This window comes from Halolactibacillus miurensis (assembly GCF_900116255.1).
Classification (GTDB): Bacteria; Bacillota; Bacilli; order Bacillales; family Amphibacillaceae; genus Halolactibacillus; species Halolactibacillus miurensis.
On record NZ_FPAI01000036.1, the window covers coordinates 1 to 18,962 of the forward strand.

The 18,962-nt window shown below is 39.3% G+C and carries 18 protein-coding genes, 1 tRNA gene, 1 other RNA gene and 1 other annotated feature; of the genes, 7 read left to right on the top strand and 13 right to left on the bottom strand.

Translation table 11 applies throughout. The annotated features are described in order from the left end of the window. Nucleotides 1-219 (top strand): hypothetical protein (locus tag BM390_RS15605; RefSeq protein WP_177220737.1); only part of this gene is annotated, 219 nt, incomplete at its 5' end. A 173-nt stretch (nt 220-392) separates the two neighbouring features. Here BM390_RS15605 and ffs read toward each other — a convergent pair. Then, an RNA gene (gene ffs / locus BM390_RS14110) (signal recognition particle sRNA large type) lies at nt 393-658 on the bottom strand. 305 nt (nt 659-963) lie between these two features. Here ffs and BM390_RS14115 point away from each other — a divergent pair. After that, the gene (locus BM390_RS14115; RefSeq protein ID WP_246806788.1) at nt 964-2,541 is read left to right on the top strand and encodes a SulP family inorganic anion transporter; all 1,578 of its coding nucleotides are present in this window, start codon (nt 964-966) and stop codon (nt 2,539-2,541) included. 89 nt (nt 2,542-2,630) lie between these two features. On the opposite strand, the gene tadA is transcribed toward BM390_RS14115, so the two are convergent. Together tadA and BM390_RS14125 are read right to left on the bottom strand one after the other, a co-directional pair. Beyond that, the gene (gene tadA, locus BM390_RS14120; protein ID WP_062323486.1) at nt 2,631-3,149 is read right to left on the bottom strand and encodes a tRNA adenosine(34) deaminase TadA; all 519 of its coding nucleotides are present in this window, start codon (nt 3,147-3,149) and stop codon (nt 2,631-2,633) included. Between the two features lie 101 nt (nt 3,150-3,250). Next, nucleotides 3,251-3,796, bottom strand: a complete 546-nt coding sequence (locus BM390_RS14125; RefSeq protein WP_062323483.1) for a hypothetical protein — start codon at nt 3,794-3,796, stop codon at nt 3,251-3,253. Between the two features lie 221 nt (nt 3,797-4,017). Here BM390_RS14125 and BM390_RS14130 point away from each other — a divergent pair, with 221 nt between their 5' ends. Together BM390_RS14130 and BM390_RS14135 are read left to right on the top strand one after the other, a co-directional pair. Then, nucleotides 4,018-4,647 carry a deoxynucleoside kinase gene (locus BM390_RS14130; protein WP_089855542.1) on the top strand — a complete coding sequence of 210 codons (630 nt, stop codon included), beginning with the start codon at nt 4,018-4,020 and terminating at the stop codon, nt 4,645-4,647. 32 nt (nt 4,648-4,679) lie between these two features. After that, entirely contained in the window at nt 4,680-5,339 is a 660-nt protein-coding gene (locus BM390_RS14135) for a deoxynucleoside kinase (protein WP_062323481.1), read from the top strand. A 147-nt stretch (nt 5,340-5,486) separates the two neighbouring features. On the opposite strand, the gene BM390_RS14140 is transcribed toward BM390_RS14135, so the two are convergent. The 3 genes from BM390_RS14140 to proC form a co-directional block, all read right to left on the bottom strand. Further along, nucleotides 5,487-5,948, bottom strand: coding sequence for a hypothetical protein (locus tag BM390_RS14140; RefSeq protein ID WP_062323479.1), 462 nt, complete (start codon nt 5,946-5,948; stop codon nt 5,487-5,489). A gap of 475 nt (nt 5,949-6,423) precedes the next feature. After that, a complete protein-coding gene (locus BM390_RS14145) occupies nt 6,424-7,311 on the bottom strand; it encodes a helix-turn-helix domain-containing protein (protein ID WP_089855545.1) in 888 nt (295 codons plus the stop codon). A 425-nt stretch (nt 7,312-7,736) separates the two neighbouring features. Then, a complete protein-coding gene (proC, locus tag BM390_RS14150) occupies nt 7,737-8,552 on the bottom strand; it encodes a pyrroline-5-carboxylate reductase (RefSeq protein ID WP_062323473.1) in 816 nt (271 codons plus the stop codon). A 434-nt stretch (nt 8,553-8,986) separates the two neighbouring features. On the opposite strand from proC, the gene BM390_RS14155 reads away from it, so the two are divergent. The 3 genes from BM390_RS14155 to BM390_RS14165 all read left to right on the top strand — a co-directional run bounded on the left by BM390_RS14155 (nt 8,987) and on the right by BM390_RS14165 (nt 11,177). Beyond that, nucleotides 8,987-9,211: a hypothetical protein gene (locus BM390_RS14155; protein WP_062323471.1), complete on the top strand. Its 225-nt coding sequence runs from the start codon at nt 8,987-8,989 to the stop codon at nt 9,209-9,211. A 130-nt stretch (nt 9,212-9,341) separates the two neighbouring features. After that, a complete protein-coding gene (locus BM390_RS14160) occupies nt 9,342-9,701 on the top strand; it encodes a Na-translocating system protein MpsC family protein (RefSeq protein ID WP_062323469.1) in 360 nt (119 codons plus the stop codon). 228 nt (nt 9,702-9,929) lie between these two features. Further along, the gene (locus tag BM390_RS14165; protein WP_177220738.1) at nt 9,930-11,177 is read left to right on the top strand and encodes an OFA family MFS transporter; all 1,248 of its coding nucleotides are present in this window, start codon (nt 9,930-9,932) and stop codon (nt 11,175-11,177) included. Nucleotides 11,178-11,287: 110 nt separating this feature from the next. Here the strand turns inward: BM390_RS14165 and BM390_RS14170 are convergent. The 7 genes from BM390_RS14170 to BM390_RS14200 all read right to left on the bottom strand — a co-directional run bounded on the left by BM390_RS14170 (nt 11,288) and on the right by BM390_RS14200 (nt 18,805). Next, nucleotides 11,288-11,380, bottom strand: a tRNA-Ser gene (locus tag BM390_RS14170). A gap of 142 nt (nt 11,381-11,522) precedes the next feature. Next, complete coding sequence (serS, locus tag BM390_RS14175; RefSeq protein WP_062323467.1) at nt 11,523-12,803, bottom strand: serine--tRNA ligase; 1,281 nt, start codon at nt 12,801-12,803, stop codon at nt 11,523-11,525. A gap of 133 nt (nt 12,804-12,936) precedes the next feature. Further along, nucleotides 12,937-13,151, bottom strand: a binding site (T-box leader). 28 nt (nt 13,152-13,179) lie between these two features. Beyond that, complete coding sequence (gene pdxT, locus BM390_RS14180) at nt 13,180-13,776, bottom strand: pyridoxal 5'-phosphate synthase glutaminase subunit PdxT (RefSeq protein WP_089855551.1); 597 nt, start codon at nt 13,774-13,776, stop codon at nt 13,180-13,182. A gap of 25 nt (nt 13,777-13,801) precedes the next feature. Next, entirely contained in the window at nt 13,802-14,686 is an 885-nt protein-coding gene (gene pdxS, locus BM390_RS14185; RefSeq protein ID WP_062323466.1) for a pyridoxal 5'-phosphate synthase lyase subunit PdxS, read from the bottom strand. A gap of 240 nt (nt 14,687-14,926) precedes the next feature. Continuing rightward, nucleotides 14,927-16,246, bottom strand: a complete 1,320-nt coding sequence (locus BM390_RS14190) for a D-alanyl-D-alanine carboxypeptidase family protein (RefSeq protein WP_231631570.1) — start codon at nt 16,244-16,246, stop codon at nt 14,927-14,929. Nucleotides 16,247-16,443: 197 nt separating this feature from the next. Then, nucleotides 16,444-17,916 carry an IMP dehydrogenase gene (gene guaB / locus BM390_RS14195; protein WP_062323464.1) on the bottom strand — a complete coding sequence of 491 codons (1,473 nt, stop codon included), beginning with the start codon at nt 17,914-17,916 and terminating at the stop codon, nt 16,444-16,446. Nucleotides 17,917-18,142: 226 nt separating this feature from the next. Beyond that, nucleotides 18,143-18,805: a DUF6199 family natural product biosynthesis protein gene (locus BM390_RS14200; RefSeq protein WP_089855554.1), complete on the bottom strand. Its 663-nt coding sequence runs from the start codon at nt 18,803-18,805 to the stop codon at nt 18,143-18,145. Between the last annotated feature and the right edge of the window lie 157 nt (nt 18,806-18,962).

Below are 18,962 nucleotides of genomic sequence, written 5' to 3' on the forward strand. Positions count from 1 at the left end.
TCACTTGTTCCAGAGCAGAAACAAGGTCTACACCATTGGGCGCAATGGGCGTATATGACGCGTACCCTGTCTTTTGTTAGAACCCATGCGTTCTATCAGACAGAACGATTCGACCAAAGCAAGTTGTGTTCCTGGGACACACTATTTCCCCAACAGGCTTTAACAGATGTTGAGAAAATAGGTTTGCGGCGGTTGGAGAGTAGAAAAACCTATGCTTAGTTGAACGAGCATGGGTCCCCTTTAGGGTGTCCTTACGGAATCCCCTTCCTCAAACATTCGTTAGAATGTTAGGTGGGGGTAGTTCAACAAGTAAGGTAAAGACAGATTCTCGTTAAAAATATTTATAAAAAAACTCTCACAAAATGTGAGAGTTTCCTTTTTCATTATGTATACCGTGCACCCATCGTCGACCACACAACACCAAGCGTTACATAGATGCATGGCTCAGCCCAGGCTTCCCCGCGGCACACGAGAGATCACTACTTACTGCTGCTTCCTTCCGGATCTGACAGGGTTCATAGGTTCCCGTTGCGCAGGACCCAAACGTCAACACCAATTCTCTATGGCAGACCTTAAAATTGTGGGCCTCGGATGGGGGTTCAGTCTCGCTACAGCGGATTGCGAGTACAGAGCACCGCTACCTCCCCACCTAGCACGGCAAGGTCAAGTATAACGTGTTTAATAAAAAAATGCAACGCTCACGAGCGAAAAGTTTTATTGGAACTTATTACCGAATGATATTATTTTTAACCCTATCGTCTACAACACTCTTAGCTATATCGCGCACATTCTTGACGCAGTAGGGAAGAGAATGGAAGCGATATGATTATCGTCCTTTCTATACCAAAAAAGCATGTAAGTGCTTGCAATTGATTCATCTATTGTATTGATTGCTGTTGTTTAGTATATTTGAGACCTGTGAATGAACGACAAACAACAAAAAAGAAATGGAGTGATTGCTTAGTGAAGCGTCATCACGTGCTTGCACAACTGAAAGAAAATAAACATATGATCAAAAATGATCTATTAAGTGGGGTGACTGTCGCCCTGGCTTTAATACCGGAATCTGTTGCCTTCGCCTTTGTTGCTGGTGTCAGTCCTATCTTAAGCCTACAGACAGCTGTTATGATTGGGTTCATTGCTGCTCTTTTTACCGGTCGCCCTGGTATGATCAGCTCATCAACAGCCGCCATTGCCGTTGTCTTTGCCGCCTTAATTCGTACTCATGGTTTGGATTATTTATTTGCCACCGTAGTGCTCATGGGGATTATCCAAATAACGATAGGGGCATTACGTTTAGGAAAGTTTGCCCGAATTATTCCTCACCCTGTTATGTTAGGTTTTTTAAATGGATTATCGATTGTTATCTTTATTGCTCAATGGGATCAATTTAAAATTAACCAAGTAACAACCATAAATGGTGTAGAAACAGTGGAACGGGTGTGGTTACCTAGTACAGATCTTCTCATCATGATTGGTTTTGTTCTGCTAACCATGTTAATTATCCAATTCGCGCCTAAACTCACAAAAGCTGTCCCAGCTAGTTTAATTGCGATTATTAGTTTAACAGTTATTTCCGTCCTATTATCTCGTTACGGTTATCACTTACAGACGGTTCAAGATTTTGCGGGCATGGAGTTAAAAGGATCTTTACCTAGCTTCTATTTACCTCGTGTCCCCTTAAACTTTGAAACGCTGTCGATTATTGCCCCTTATGCGTTTATCGGCGCACTTGTAGGCCTAACAGAAGCCGTCCTTACCCTTCGAGTCATCGATGAAATGACCAACACACGCGGGCGCACAAATAAAGAAATTATTGCGCAAGGACTAGCGAATTTTGTTAATGGCTTCTTCGGCGGTATGGGTGGCGATGCTATGATTGGTCAATCTATCATTAATATTAAGTCTGGTGGACGGACGCGTCTGTCATCGTTGGTCGCTCCTATTACGTTATTAATCTTTATATTGTTCGGGGCAAGCTTTGTTAATGTCATTCCACTAGCTGGTTTAGTTGGTGTTATGTTTATGGTCGTCGTTGGTACTTTTAAATGGGAGAGCCTTAAGTACGCCGGAAAAGTTCCCCGTCAAGATATTCTCGTGATTCTTATTGTGACCATCCTTACTGTCTTTACGGATTTAGCAACGGCTGTCATTGCTGGTGTGATCACCTCTGCCCTTATGTTCGCTTGGGAAAAAGGACGCGTCATTTATACGAACAATGAATTTGAGTATGATGGTTCTAAAATTTATAAAATTAATGGCTCAATCTTTTTTGGTTCTGTTTTAAACTTTAAGGAACTATTCACCATCGAAGATGATCCAGACCATGTCGTCATTGATTTTAAATACGCCAAAGTCATGGATCATTCAGCTATCGAAGCCATCCATGCGATTAATGGGCGCTACCGTGATGTTGGTAAAAAAGTGACCTTAATTCGCTTAAGCGATGACTGTAAAAACATCTTTGATAACGCAAAAGATATTATTCATGTTGATATCGTATCAAATGAAGAAAATCCATCCCGTTATTCTTATGTATAATCTTATAAAATATTAAATACTTAAGCCGGTCATCATCTCTTGTGAGAATATGACCGGCTTTACTTATAACAAGCACAATTGCTTATGGGCTATTCTTCTGTACTTTCTCTGGGCTTCCTTAACTGTTTACGTTGCTTTTTCTGTTCACGTAACTTTTTAAAGAAGTTTTGCAGTAATGAAGCACATACTTCTTCTTCAACACCGCTCGTCACGTCGACTTGATGATTAAAACGGTCATCTTGTAGCAAGTTCATTAATGACCCAGCGCAACCTGCTTTTGGATCGAGCGCACCAAAAACCACCCGTTTAATCCGGGACTGAACAATCGTACCCGCACACATGGGACACGGCTCAAGTGTAACATACAGTGTACAATCTTCTAGACGCCAACTATTAAAGTGTTGATTTCCTTGATCAATGACAATCATTTCTGCGTGAGAGGCTGTTGTTTCTAATGTTTCTCTTAAATTAAAACTAGACGCAATTACCTCACCATCATACACAAGCACGGCACCAATTGGCACTTCTCCAATCGTTTCTGCTTTTAACGCTTCTTGAATGGCTAGCTGCATATAATAGTGATCATTTTTAATCGTTGTATCGGTCATTATCCACTCATCCTTACATTGCTTATAGCGTACTTGTAAATCTTTTCTCTTATTCTAACATGAAATAATCCGTGCGTCGCAAGGAATCGACCGTTTAGCTGTTACTCTGTGATTTTTTCAACGCTGTCAACCGGTAATGCCTCGAAAGTCGTATAGGACTCATCCCAATCAGTAAAGTGGACCCAAAAGGTCGTATGACTGACATAACCATCTACTTCGTTACGCACAAACCGAATCGCTTTGGCATACTCATCTAATACTTTAACATCTTGTAACGTCTCTTTTGTATCTGTTACGACCGTTAATACCGGCATATCTGTTTCATCCGCATGAAGAATCGACATGTCTTGAACGACGTCATAATCATTAAGCCATCCAAAGCCATGAGTTGTTTCCTTTAAGACCGATACGGATAAACCATTTGTCGATGTCGTAAAGACATAAACATAAGGGGCCTTTAATTCATAATGAACAATCGTCTCTTTCGGATAACTATGGTCCTCCATTGCCTGTTCAATTGACTCAATACTACTCATCATAGTTTCCGTCTCATTATTTTCATCACGCTCTGGTTCGTGTGTATCAACTGACACACACGCTGTCATCAAAATGACACTTAACCCCGTGACAACGATGAATTTTTTCAATGGCTATTCACTCCTTCTCTTTTCAATTATAACATTTAATCATATAATTATCCAAAAAAAACCAAACGGTAATATCGTTTGATTCTTCTTATTTTAACTGTCCTACCTCATTCGACAAAGAATGACAGATATTCAGTTAAACTACTCACACTTACTAAGTAATTATGTTAAAATAGTTGTTTGTAATAGAAAGTGACCGAAGATATTAGGAGGAAGAGGTAATGACACACGTCCCTTTTATTGCCGTTGAAGGGCCCATTGGCGTGGGCAAAACATCGCTATCAAAAAAGATTGCTGAACACTTTGATTTATACTTACTAAAAGAAATCGTTGAAGAGAACCCTTTCTTAGGTAAGTTTTATGATGATATTGATGCTTGGAGTTTTCAAACAGAAATGTTTTTCTTATGCAACAGGTTTAAGCAGTTAGAAGATACCGAAAAAGATTTTCTTAATCAGAAAAAACCGGTGGTGAGTGATTATCATATTATGAAAAATATGATTTTCGCCAAGCGTACATTAAAAAATCATCAACTCGATAAATATGAACAAATTTATCATATTCTCACAAAAGATATGCCCTTACCAAATGTGATGATTTATTTAGATGCCTCACTTGATACGTTACTAGAGCGGATTGAACTGCGCAATCGTCAAGTTGAAGAGAACATTAAGGCGAGTTATTTAAGTCAACTTCGCCAAGACTATCATGACTTTATGGATCATTTTGAAAAGAATCACCCGGAGATTCCCGTTATTCGTATAAATGGTGATGACATAGATTTTATTAAACATCAACATGACTTAGAAACTATTTTCGAACAATTGAAGCCTTACTTAACGAAACAATAAAATAAGCAACCGCACTAAAGGAGTATAGACGAATGAATTTAAGAGAAAAGTATAATATCCCCCATGACTCAGTTATTACGATTGCCGGGACTGTTGGGGTTGGTAAATCAACCATGACACACGCTCTTGCAAAGGCACTCGATTTTAGAACATCTTTAGAGAAAGTCGATACGAACCCCTATCTTGATAAATTTTATAAAGACTTTGAACGTTGGAGCTTTCACTTACAGATTTACTTCCTAGCTGAACGTTTCAAGGAACAAAAACGTATTTTCGAATATGGTGGTGGGTTTATCCAAGACCGTTCGATTTACGAAGATACAGGCATTTTCGCCAAAATGCACTATGAAAAAGGTACGATGACACCGACCGATTATGACACCTACAGTAATCTATTTGATGCGATGGTGATGACACCCTACTTCCCGCACCCACATTTACTGATTTATTTAGAAGGTACTTTAGATGATGTGGTCGGGCGTATTAAAGAGCGTGGCCGCCCTATGGAACAAGAAACACCCGTTAGTTACTGGGAAGAGATGCATGGCCGTTATGAAAACTGGATTAACAGCTTTAATGCTTGTCCGATCTTGCGCTTAAACATTAACGATTATGATCTTATGAATGATGAAACATCAGTGGAACCAATTTTAGAAAAAATCAGCTTATTTATCAATCAGTCTCGCTTTTAAAGCGGTGTGCCTCAAGCACATTCATAACATTTCTTAAGAAAAACACCGTTGAATCTTGGTATCTATCCCCCTGATTTAACGGTGTTTTTTATATGGCTTTTTAGTAAACGGTTATTTAGTTTCGCACCTTTTCATTGCACTCGGTAATTAAACGACCGGCTTAAATATATCCGCTTCAATATAATCTCGCATATCATGAATGAATACCGTAATAACTTCACCCGTTGTTTGTAAATCATTATCATGAAAATATAAATCTAATTTAGCATGAGCATAATGAAGGAGTTCAGCGGGCCCTTTAAATTTCAAGGAAACACATTGTGGGAATTCCAATCGGTCTTTAATAATAAATTGTTCTTGATAGTGTTTATAGTCATGCGCTTGCACTAACATGGAAAAATCAGTTAATAATGTGCCATCATCACGGATTGTCGTTCCACCATTAATGGCGACTAAAGGACCGAACTTTTGAATATGACTCCTATCTGTTTGGTTGACAAATGCTCGGAATTTATCAAACGTTTTGTCTACAGCTATATCCTGGTGTGTTTTCATAAGGACATTTTTTAAAACGAGCTGTTGATCTTCTTTCACATCTAACTTAATCATAGGATACCCTCCGTTACTTATACTGACAGCTACCTTAAGAGAAATGATGATGCCTTTCTCTTTATCGTTTGTCTCATGACGCATTTTTCTCATATGTCAGTATTTATGTGACTAACATAGATTTGTCATTAAATATATAAGTCTTCACCTAGATAGTATCACGCTTTATTATTCTGCAAAAACGCCATAAAAACCTAATAATCCTGGTTTTTATGAGGTGGCAACGGATTTTCTCTCTTTTTCTCGCGTTTAGTTATTAAATATAACCATAGTTATATTTCTGTCGTTTGATTATAAAATGCAGATAGCTTGATCATTGACTTTGAGTTAAAAAAGTTAAGGTAAGGTTGTTATAGGGGGGTGATGATAGGTATGGAGATGCTTAAGTCATAAAAAAGCGAGGAAGTAAAAGCTATACGTTGCTTTACCACTCCCTCTACTTTAATCTTGATGGTTTTAATGGACTAGTTGGTACTTACGGATCAAGCGCTGTTAATTTCTCATCCACAACCTCTACAAATGCCGGCCTTCTTCCTATTTGGAATAACTGCCTTGCTGTTGAATAAGCGTTATGCGCAAGCTGGATTTTTTTTAAGGCTTGATAATTCTGTCCTTGTTCATAATACAGTTCCCCAAGTAAATATAAGATTTCTTCATTGATACAGACATTGATGCCTTTCTTACAATAGTCGATTGACTCATCATATGATTGATTCTTAAACAAAGATTTAGCTAGTCCATAATACAGGCGAATTTCTACTCTTCGATCTGTTATCTCCATCATTTCTCTGAAGTGACGAATAGCTTGTTTATACTTCTGAATAGATGAATGATATTGTTGAATTTCGTTATAAATAATGGCGATACTGTTAAGTATCTCCACCTCTTGTAGTGTTGTGACCGTTTCTTTATCTTTATTCGTTAATTTAAATGCTTCCTCAAGAAAGGCGATAGATTTTTCAGTGTTGTGATAAATATAAAACTCAATAATGCCTTTATGCCAAAGGCAAAATTGATAATCATAATCCGATTGAAAGATGTTGTTTTTCCCTTCGAAATTTAATATCCGCTCGACTTCTTCATAATGACGATTGCGAATTTCTTTTCTTATTTGATACTTCACTTCTTTTAAATAATTCGATTGAGGCTCATAAGCTTGTTCAAAAAAACCATGAATATCTACTCCGAGCTTTTCAGCGATCTCATATAATGTTGTAGACAACGGAATCACTAATCCTTTTTCAATTTTACTGATTTGCGCTTGAGTACCGATGCCATCAGCAAGTTCTACTTGGGTTAGCTGAGCTTGTTTGCGTAATTTCTTTATATTTTTACCAATGATTTGAGCTTTGCTTAACTGCATGACATACACTCCTTAACAAGCAATGATGCTAGTCGTTTACGGTCATCTCATACACGAAGAAAATGACATCACTCTTTAAGTCATTATTAGCACTTTTGAACATTGACCGATTTAAATTATATTCTAGGTTTAGTAAAGAATAAAAACGGGGAAATGATTATAAACAGGCTTATCGTGACACATAACTTTTTTAAAGAGGTGGATAATTTATGAAGAAAGTCAGAATAGTACTCATGGCATCTTCTTTAGCCCTCATGCTCCTTACCGGCATAATGCAACAAGAGATCCTAGCATTACCTGAAGAGAATATAACACATGATCTCCCTAATCAACATTAAAGAAGAGGCGCTCATTTTTAAAAAGTCATAAAAATGAGCTAATCTCTTTATCTTGTGTTATCCTGTGCTATGTCCTTGTCTCACTCATTACTCATCCTCTTGTGAGAGTTCAACCGAGCGCCGATGCGCACCGCGGACACCTTTTTTAATGGCTGTTTTCATCTCGCATTGGTCAAATGTTAGAATCGCCCGCTCTGTCGTACCGTTCGGACTCGTAATATTCTTTCGTAACACCGCTGGTGATAAGTCAGATGTGTCTAACATTTTAGCCGCACCTTTGATTGTTTGGGTTACTAAATCTTTTGTTGTCTCTTCTGACAATCCTAATGCGACACCTTCTTCTAGCATCGCTTCTACCATATAATAAAAGTAGGCTGGCCCACTCCCACTAACAGCTGTAACTGCATGTAAGTCTTGTTCTTGGACTTCAACGACAGAGCCGATTGCCTCAAAAATCGTCGTTGCTATCCTTACTGCCTCATCATCAGCAAACGTCCCGCGACTCAGCCCAGTTGCACTGAGGCCCACTTTCGCACTTGTATTTGGCATCACGCGAATCACTTCCACTGGTTTCTTAAGAAGTGTTTCAATGGTGGCTGTTTCAACACCTGCCATAACAGAAATAACAATCGCACGTTCTTTTATGTATGGCGTGATCGATGTAATCGCTTCTGTTTTATCTTTTGGTTTAACCGCAAGGACAATTACGTCACTCTCTTCTACAACATCCGCCATCTTTTCACTTGTATTGATGCCATAAGTTGTCGTTAAATACGCTAATTGATTAGGGTTGCCTTTATTTGTCGCATATATAGCTTCTGGTTTAAACAGACCTTTATTCAGTACCCCACTAATAATCGCCTCAGCCATTTGCCCGGCACCGATGAATGTGATTTTCTTCATACATTATTCCCCCTTTCATTCTCCTTTTATTTTAGCTTTTCTTACGAATATTGTCTAACTGTTCTGACCACTCAAAAATTAATCAATTATTCCGGGTTTTAAAAAAGGAATAAAGTCATTATAGTGACACTATTCATTTATTCATATATTAAAAATATTGGTCGAATGGGAAGTAAAGTATTGATTTTGTATTTACTTCAGCTTTAGCCATTATCATTGGCCTTAGTATCGTGAGTATTTTCTCACCAGGAGAAGGTTTGTCACTTAACTTAAGTGAGAGTTACGAGGCGCCTGAACATCCAGGCCTTGCGGTTGTTTTACTTGGATATCGTGCCAAATAATATTGTCACGGCCTTTGGTGAGTTAAACTTACTCGGTATTATCTTTACCACGATTGTTTTATCGTTGGTCATTTGGAGCTACGCTTAACATGGATGGTGCTGCCATCCGCATTGCTGTCTCAGTCGTTTTTGCGACAAATGTGCTCAAATCAACCACTTCCTATTAGTGAATTGCTTACGATTGTGTTAGTCGCCACACTTTCATCTGTCGGTACCGCTGGTGTTCATGGCACGGGTATTAATATCGTTGGTGACTTAAATGGAACGACATTAATCAATGAAACAGAAAAGACGAGGGGAGAAAAAGAAGCCACGTAATGATTGTCCCACGAGAGAAAGATGTCATAAGATTGAAACAATTCAAAGATTATGGTATAGTAATTTAAACGTCAACCATTCATGATACTAAGTTGATAATGGTTGAGAATAATCTTTGGAGTGAATGTTCATGACAAAAGGACAAATTGAGTCGAAAATTAGCGAAGCAATAAGTAAGTTTGAGATTGAACAAATGGGACGTGGTCCAGAAAGAATCCGGACGATTATTTTTCAAGATTTAATCGTCATTCGCCTCCATGGGTTTCTGAGTCCGTCTGAGAAACATTTAGCGGAAACATTAGAAGGTGTTGAATTGATTAAAAAAGTGCGGACGGCACTTTTTGAAAAATCACGTGAGAATCTGGAACAAGCCATTACATCTGTTGTCGATTGCCAGGTAATCAGTACCCATTCTGATGTCTCAACCCGAACAGGTGAAAAATTGATTATGATTGTTGTCGATCGTAATTTAGAAGACACCATCAAATAAATCATTGGAAGACAGATTGAAGGGTAACTTCTACCAGTCAACATGTAAGCCAATAATAGCTTTCTCTTATCTTAAAGAGGGCTATTATTGGCTTTTTTATTTGTTTTTTATTGTTCTTTACTATTCAATTCTTTAAACAAGAAAGTGATGGACATTCATTCCTAAGACATAATGAAAATAAGACAGAGAAAAGAAGAGAAAAATCAAACACAAAGGAGTGTGTAGGGGATGGCTTTAGCCAAAACAACAACAGTAACTAATCCTATGGAGAAAAGGCGTTATCAATTTATTGTACTCGGAATTACGATTATGATGTTTTTAGGAACCGTCTATTCGTATAGTGTCTTTCGGGTATCGTTAGAGGACATGTTTATGATTGGCTCAGCATTAAGCGGGTTACCATACATGTTTGCCTTAGCTTTTTATGCCGTTTTTATGTTGATTATCGGTAAGTATATGCGTGACTATCATCCACGGACGTTATTATTAGTGGGCGGTTATTTAGTTGCCCTTAGCTGGATTTCATCCTCGTTTGTCGGCAATATTTATGTCTTAACCTTAACTTATGGCCTTATCGGAGGGGCCGGTGTTGGAATTGCATACGGGGTTATGATGAACATTATCGCTCAGTGGTTTCCGGATAAGAAAGGTCTTGCCTCAGGACTTGTCTTGCTTGGCTTTGGTTTATCACCACTTGTGACCGCACCACTTGCGCGAACATTAGTTGAAAGCTTTGGGGTAATGGAGACGTTCTTAATTCTAGGAATGAGTTTTGCGATTATTTTACCTTTCTTAAGTATCCCATTTAGATATCCAGAACAAACCGATTTAACACATATCAACGTGCCAAAGAAGAATCACTCGACTGAACATAACTTAACAACAAAAGAAATGTTAGCTACCTCGTCATTTAAAGGCGTATACTTCACCTTTATTATCGGTACGATTATTGGACTGATGCTCATTGGGTTAACGACGAGCGTTGGCTTAGATTATTTCAATTTAGATGCTGATACAGTCACGTTATTCGTTTCTCTGTTTGCGATCTTTAACGGACTTGGTCGTCCAACATTTGGTTATATTACAGATCATGTCTCCACCAAGTTTGCGATGGTGTTATCCTATACGCTTATCATTACCGCTGCCTTGTTGGTGATACTATTCAACCAATTTCCTTTTATTTATGTCATTAGCTTTGCGATCTTTTGGTTTAACTTAGGGGGATGGTTAGCGATTGCACCGACATCGACACTTAAGTTATTTGGCATGTGGCACTATAGCCAAAACTACGGCGTTATCTTTACCGCCTACGGGATTGGCGCTATTATCGGGGTTCTTAGTTCTGGACTACTCCTTGATTTATTTGGTCACTATGAGTACATCTTCTATTATATCATCGCCTTAGCTGTTGTCGGGTTGATTTTAATAAAAGTATGGATGACACCACATGAAAACAATAAGATACAAACAAACTAAACCAAAGAAAGTCCGCGCCTATTATATCAAAGGTGCGGACTTTCTTTATATTTACGTATTAAAAAACACTCAGTCCAAAGACTAAGTGCTCAAATGTCGTTAAAATAATATGGCGGAGGAAGAGGGATTCGAACCCCCGCGAGCCGTGAAGCCCCTGTCGGTTTTCAAGACCGATCCCTTCAGCCGGACTTGGGTATTCCTCCGTGATCTGACGACAAAATATATAATATCAGTTCTAGCGATAACTGTCAACACGTTTAACAAACTTTTTTATTCTTTTTTAAGGAATGGCGACAACGCCGACCAATCTGATCGCGTTATCGCCTCATGCTTTCATTCATTGTTTTACTTTGGAGCGATGACGGTTTTACCACCCATATAAGGCTGTAACACAGTAGGAATCGTGATGGTGCCGTCAGCATTTTGATAATTTTCTAAAATAGCTGCCACCGTCCGACCAACGGCAAGACCTGAACCGTTTAGAGTATGCACAAATTCTGGCTTAGCTTTTTCTTCACGGCGGAAACGAATACCACTACGACGCGCTTGGAAATCTTCAAAGTTTGAACAAGAAGAAATTTCGCGATACGTATCATTACTTGGCATCCAGACTTCGATATCGTACTTTTTCGCAGCCGTAAAGCCTAAGTCCGCTGTACACATACTTAGAACGCGGTAAGGAAGCTCAAGCTTCTGTAAGACGGTTTCTGCGTGATTAGTGAGCTCTTCTAACCGGTCATAAGATTCTTCCGGCTTCACAAACTGAACAAGTTCAACTTTGTTGAATTGGTGTTGACGAATGAGTCCGCGGGTATCACGGCCAGCTGAGCCTGCTTCAGAACGGAATGATGCACTATAAGCGACAAATTTCTGTGGCAATAGATCAACTGATAAAATATCATCACGATAATAGTTTGTCACCGGTACTTCCGCCGTTGGTACTAAGAAATAATCCCATCCTTCTAGTTTAAAAGCATCTTCTTCAAACTTTGGCAGTTGACCCGTCCCAGTCATACTGTCGCGGTTCACCATATATGGCGGTAACATTTCTTCATAACCATGTTCCTCGGCATGTAAATCCATCATAAAGTTAATCAGGGCACGTTCTAAACGAGCTCCTAAGCCTTTATAGAAAACAAACCGACTACCGGTCACTTTAGCCGCTTTTTCAAAATCAAGTAAGCCGAGTTCTGTCGCGAGTTCCCAGTGTGGTTTTTGTTCAAAGTCAGTCGTTGGAACCTCACCCCAGGTGCGTACTTCCACATTATCGTCTTCTGTTTCCCCAATTGGCGTTGATTCATGTGGAATATTCGGAATTGACAGCATCATCAACTGTAATTTTTCTTCTACTGCACGTAATTCTTCATCGATAGCCTTCACTTCATCACCAACAGCGCGCATTTCTTTAATCTTCTCATCAGCATCTTGCTTATTCTTCTTTAGTTCGGCAATGTCTTTTGTGACGGTGTTACGTTTGGCTTTTAATTCTTCTGTTTTAGCGATTAACTCACGGCGCTTCGTATCGAGTGTCTCAAACTGATCAAGATCTGATAAATCCTCTCCGCGATGCGCTAATTTCGTTTTCACTTCTTCAAAATTTTGACGTAAATACTTAATGTCTAACATACCATTTCCTCCTTGTGATTGTGAAACAAAGAAAAGAACACTTTGCTTCATAGATATTGTTGAATAATTGACTGCTAGCTCGTCTAGGTAATGAAAAGAAAAGACAAAAAAACTCCCATCCCTAGACTGTAATAGTAGGGACGAGAGTTATATTTCCCGCGATACCACCCTGATTGAAGACACACTTGTCTTCCGGCTCGAAAAAGATAACGGCTTTTAACCGGATATGTTTGTTTACCACATATCACTTAGAGGATGGATTCACTTAGCTATTCCATCAGTTCGCACCAACCACTGACTCTCTTAACGTAAATAAGTAAGTTACTTGTTCCTCTTTAACGCTTTAAATTATTGAAGTTAATCAAATCATACAAAATCATTGGCTTTCTTGCAAGAGTTTTTTTGATTCTTTCACCTTTTCAACAAAATAGTGTGCCAACCGGTGGTCTTCTGTTAATTCAGGATGAAAAGCCGTACAAAGAAATGGTCCTTCTTCTGCCGCTACAATTGCCTCATCGTATGTCGCAAGTACTTTAACATGCTCACCCACACGTTCAATGTAAGGGGCGCGAATAAAGACAGCATTATAGTCATCAGCCACACCATCAATGGCAAGTGTCGCTTCAAAAGAATCCTTTTGTCGACCAAACGCATTACGGGTCACCGTCATGTCCATGAGCCCTAAATGAACGGTTGATTGATTCGTAATTTCTTTTGCGAGTAAGATGAGCCCGGCACATGTACCGAAAATTGGTTTCTTGCTTTGACCAAATTGACGCAACGGTTCTAAGAAACCGTATTGATCAATAAGTCGCCTCATGGTCGTACTTTCACCACCTGGTAAGATCAAACCATCAATATCATCGAGTTGTGCTACTTTTTTCACAACAACAGCACGAGCCCCACTTGCTTCAATTGAACGAATATGTTCTCTTACGGCCCCTTGTAGACCTAATACACCCACTGTTACCATAGTTAAACGTCCTTTGCTTTATAAATTACCAACCACGGTCTTGCATGCGTTCATGTGGTTGAATGGTTGAGATTTCAATGCCTTTCATCGCTTCACCTAAACCTTTAGACACTTTGGCGATCAGTTCGTAATCTTCAAAGTGTGTCGTTGCTTCGACAATGGCTTTAGCAAATTTCTCTGGGTTATCTGATTTAAAGATACCTGACCCAACAAAGACACCATCGGCGCCTAATTGCATCATGAGTGCCGCATCAGCTGGTGTGGCAACACCACCCGCTGCAAAGTTGACCACCGGTAGACGGCCCTCTTCTCTAATTTGTAGAAGCACTTCATACGGTGCACCTAAGTCTTTTGCGTACGTCATCACTTCATCAACAGACATATTCACAAGTTGACGCACTTCTGCGTTCACTTGGCGCATATGCCGCACAGCTTCAACGATGTTACCTGTTCCAGGTTCACCTTTTGTACGTAACATTGAGGCACCTTCACCAATACGGCGAGCGGCTTCTCCTAAATTACGGCAACCACAGACAAATGGTACCGTGTAATCTTTTTTATTTAAGTGGAACACCTCATCAGCAGGTGTGAGCACTTCACTTTCATCAATATAATCAACGCCCATTGATTCTAACACACGGGCTTCGACAATGTGACCAATACGGGCTTTTGCCATGACTGGAATCGATACAGCATTCATAACCTCTTCAACAATAGTTGGGTCTGCCATACGTGCCACGCCACCAGCTTTTCTAATATCAGAAGGTACACGTTCTAATGCCATAACAGCTACAGCACCTGCTTCTTCTGCGATTTTTGCTTGTTCAGCATTGACAACGTCCATGATGACGCCACCTTTTTGCATTTCAGCCATGCCTCGTTTTACGCGATCAGTTCCTACATTTACCACTCTAATTCCCCCTCGTGTATTGAATATAGCTCTTCAAAAAATTTCAATTTAAAAAAGATTCAATCTTTTTCGATAGCTTTCATTCTATCCTATGACTAGCGCTTTCGCAACAGTTTTTAACTAAAGCAGTGATTATTCTTACCTTTACACTCTGAATTAGCTAATATTTAACAAAAAAACGTCAGAAAACTGTCTATGACAGTCTCTGACGTGTTTTTATTCCTTATTTTTCGTGTCTAATTAGAACCAACCGGTGACGGTATCAGCAACGGTTTGATAGAGACTCACAAAGAAGTCACCAATCACACCAAGCACTAACATAAACCAATTATCTTTTTCAACCGCATTAGTCGTCACTAAATCCACTGTTTTATCATTCTTAGTGACATCGATATTTCCATAATTCTCTTCTCCACTGTAGACTAATGTTGCTTTACCGACAACCGTACCTGCCTCAATTGGTGCAACAAGAGCGCCGTTTTTATCTAGCATATCTTCATTCAACGTATAACTTAATGAGTAAAGATCGGCTTCTTCATTTTTCACCATACGTGACATATCTTCTTTAAGAGCGATATTGACGTTATCTTCTTTACCTTTTGACACAGGTAATGTTTCAGCGCCTTCTACCGTATCACCAGCATTAAATAATGTCATGTCAGTAAACTCATTAAAACCATAGTTCATCAATTTAATCGTTTCTTCAAAGCGAGCGCCATAACTATCCGTCCGCATAACTACCGTAATAAAACGCTGATCGCCTCGCAAAGCTGTCCCAGCAAAAGAATAACCCGCTTCTGATGTATAGCCTGTCTTTAAACCATCAGCGCCTTCAAAGTAGTACTGGGCAAAGTTATCATTATTCCACGGTAACATCCAGTTTAAATTTTCTAATGGTTGACCATCAAGTTCTGAGCGAATTGTACTCGAAAATTCTAACACTTCTGGATAGTCATTCACCAAGTGAAAAGCAAGTGTGGCCGTTGCACGAGCTGACATTAAGTTATCTTCTTCAGCACCCGTACCTTCTGCGCGATTGTCTCCTAAGCTTTTATTATTTAACCCTGTTGAATTAACAAATTTAAAATCTTTTAACCCTAGTTCTTCACCTTTTTGATTCATCAACTTAACAAATTCACTCTCAGAACCAGAAACTAGTTCGGCTAACGCGATTGTTGTCGCATTATCTGAAATAATCGCCATCGCTTCATACAGTTGTCTAACGGTATAGTCCTGGCTTTGACGTAACCCAATCCCTGAAAACGATGTATCAGCAGAAATACTATACGCATAATCACTGATTTGAGTGGTTGTTTCCCACGTAATCTTTCCTTCTTCAATAGCTTCAAGTACTAAGTACTCCGTCATCATTTTTGTCATACTTGCTGGTGGTAGTTTAATATCAACATTCTTACTAAATAACACATCACCGGTTTTAGCATCGACAATAATCCCTGATTCTGCTTGTAAATCACTAACGGCTGACACATCAATAGATGTCCCCAGACCGATCAATAACGCCATTAAACATATACTTAACACTTGTCCTAAACGCTTCACTTTCGTATACCCCCAAAATTCTTTTGTCTTTGTTATTCTATCATAATGACGACAAGAATGTATCTACTTTTTGATTGGTTTTTATAACTATTTATTCCAATTGTCTGTTTAATCATAGACTGAGAAAAAAGACTAAGCCCTCCCTTTATCGTTTGACTTTGGATAAAGGAAAACACTTAGTCTTTTATGTTTATTTATTATTGTACTGAGTAGTTTGGCGCTTCTTTCGTAATTTGAACATCGTGTGGGTGTGATTCACGTAAACCAGCACCTGTCATGCGAACAAATTGTGTATCATTTCTAAACACATCTAAATCAGAGCTACCACAATACCCCATACTTGCACGTAAGCCACCAAGTAATTGGTGCACCGTATCTGCCAGTGGTCCTTTATAAGCGATACGCCCTTCGATGCCTTCAGGTACAAGTTTTTTCGCATCATCAGTATCTTGGAAATAACGATCTTTTGAACCAGACTTCATCGCTGACACAGAACCCATACCACGGTAGACTTTATAGCGACGACCTTGGAAGATTTCTGTCTCACCTGGTGATTCAGATGTACCCGCAAAGAGACTACCTAACATAACCGCATGTCCACCAGCTGCAAGTGCTTTGGCGATATCGCCTGAATATTTAATCCCACCGTCAGCGATAATTGGAACATTGTGTTCCGCTGCTGCAACGGCACAGTCATGAATGGCGGTAATTTGTGGTACGCCGACGCCTGCCACAACGCGCGTCGTACAAATAGAACCAGGACCAATACCCACTTTCACTACACTGGCACCTGCTTTAATTAGATCAACCGTTGCTTCTTTTGTTGCGACATTACCGGCAATAATCACAAGCTCAGGATAAAGCGCACGAATGTGTTGGACTTGGTCAAGTACACCTTTCGAATGTCCATGCGCGGTATCAATCACAAGGGCATCAATACCCGCTTCAACTAACTTTTCAACCCGTAATTCCGTATCGGCTGTGACGCCAACCGCAGCTCCACATAATAAACGGCCTTGGCTGTCTTTTGCTGAGTTAGGGAATTCAATCACTTTCTCAATATCTTTAATCGTGATGAGACCTTTTAACACGCCAGAGTCATCAATTAAAGGTAACTTCTCAATCCGGTGCTTTTGAAGGATTTGACTTGCTTCATCTAACGTTGTGCCAACAGGTGCTGTCACAAGATTTTCTGAAGTCATCACGTCTTTAATTTGAATCGAATAATCTTCAATAAAGCGCATATCGCGATTCGTTAAAATCCCAACAAGAACTTGATCTTCACGGTTATTAACAATAGGCACACCAGAAATACGGAATTTACCCATTAAGTGCTCAGCATCAAAAACTTGGTTCTCTGGTGTTAAGAAGAATGGATTCGTAATAACGCCACTCTCAGAACGCTTAACACGGTCGACATGTTCGACTTGATCTTCAATTGACATGTTTTTGTGGATAATACCTAAACCACCTTGACGTGCCATCGCAATCGCCATTTCTGCTTCAGTGACTGTATCCATACCCGCACTAATCAAAGGAATATTTAACTGTAAAGTATCCGCAAGCGATACTTTTAGTGAGACATCTCGTGGTAATACCTCTGACTTACTTGGCATTAGTAATACATCATCAAACGTTAAACCTTCTTTTGTAAATTTGTCCTCCCTCATGTTGCGCCTCCTCTATAATTTTGACTGTTTTTCTCTCTCTATTTTAACTTATTGTTATTTACAATACGACAACGGCAACTGTTTTTCAAGCTTTTTTATCAGGAATTCAAAACTTTTTTCTAGGAAAGCGGTTGTATTAATTGACATAAAATTCAGAAAAATTATATAATAGTTAATTTGGTTGTTAAAATGTCCTACTTTGGTTAGGCGCATACATATACATCAGTTAGATCGCCATAATGAAAAAGACCATCGCAACAATATAGGTAAATGCGATGCCTAACTTCCGCATCGCAAGATAAAAGTCGGTCGGTTCTGGGTCTCTCACCGATAAGAAATGTCGCAGCATAAAGAAAAAGCGTGGAAAACGAAGATCAAGTGTGGCGATCGCTAAGAGGAAGACCCCCATCAAGAAATACCCCACCTGTCCCCGAATCGTTACCGCCTCTAAAAAAGCGATATCTAACAACTTAGACAACGACAAAATATAACGATTGTATCTTATTTCTACTTGTTGCCAAGCATCGCTTTCAGTTTGAGGAAATCGTTCAAGTGGATAAGGGCCTTCGTATGTGCGGTTAGGTGGTGTTTGTTCGGTGATTAGGACTTCTTTTGTCCCAATGTCTTGGACTATTTCAATCGTATACGCGTATGTTTTATCCATTTTTTGATGTGTTAATTCAATCACATCACCCTTTTGTTCTCGCTCAATCACACTTTCAAAGCGTTCAAACCTTGTATCTTCGACTGTCTCTTTGTAAAAGCGACCATCCGCGTCAATCCCGGTTTGAAAAAATCGAACAAAGTATAGAATCAGAATAATCGCACTCACACTGATCACTAACGGTTTGAACCAGGTTTTTTCTTGATAGTGTTTTAAGGCATTCACCGAATCATCCTCCTCTGATTAATACGTATCTTTATCTTATCATTATTTCTATTTTTTTAAAAAGGTTCTTTGTCAAATGGTGTTGGCGAGAAGTTTTAACCAATAATTTCAAGCTTATATTTCACATGTTTCGGCTCTTTTTATGCAGCTGAAACAT

Excerpts from the sequence above, each read along its gene's own strand:
- tadA (WP_062323486.1), bottom strand. The coding sequence starts at position 3,149 with ATGACCGATACAACGATTAAAAATGATCACTATTATATGCAGCTAGCC.
- BM390_RS14130 (WP_089855542.1), top strand. The coding sequence starts at position 4,018 with ATGACACACGTCCCTTTTATTGCCGTTGAAGGGCCCATTGGCGTGGGC.
- BM390_RS14135 (WP_062323481.1), top strand. The coding sequence starts at position 4,680 with ATGAATTTAAGAGAAAAGTATAATATCCCCCATGACTCAGTTATTACG.
- BM390_RS14140 (WP_062323479.1), bottom strand. The coding sequence starts at position 5,948 with ATGATTAAGTTAGATGTGAAAGAAGATCAACAGCTCGTTTTAAAAAAT.
- BM390_RS14145 (WP_089855545.1), bottom strand. The coding sequence starts at position 7,311 with ATGCAGTTAAGCAAAGCTCAAATCATTGGTAAAAATATAAAGAAATTA.
- proC (WP_062323473.1), bottom strand. The coding sequence starts at position 8,552 with ATGAAGAAAATCACATTCATCGGTGCCGGGCAAATGGCTGAGGCGATT.
- BM390_RS14155 (WP_062323471.1), top strand. The coding sequence starts at position 8,987 with ATGGTGCTGCCATCCGCATTGCTGTCTCAGTCGTTTTTGCGACAAATG.
- BM390_RS14160 (WP_062323469.1), top strand. The coding sequence starts at position 9,342 with ATGACAAAAGGACAAATTGAGTCGAAAATTAGCGAAGCAATAAGTAAG.
- BM390_RS14165 (WP_177220738.1), top strand. The coding sequence starts at position 9,930 with ATGGCTTTAGCCAAAACAACAACAGTAACTAATCCTATGGAGAAAAGG.
- serS (WP_062323467.1), bottom strand. The coding sequence starts at position 12,803 with ATGTTAGACATTAAGTATTTACGTCAAAATTTTGAAGAAGTGAAAACG.
- pdxT (WP_089855551.1), bottom strand. The coding sequence starts at position 13,776 with ATGGTAACAGTGGGTGTATTAGGTCTACAAGGGGCCGTAAGAGAACAT.
- guaB (WP_062323464.1), bottom strand. The coding sequence starts at position 17,916 with ATGAGGGAGGACAAATTTACAAAAGAAGGTTTAACGTTTGATGATGTA.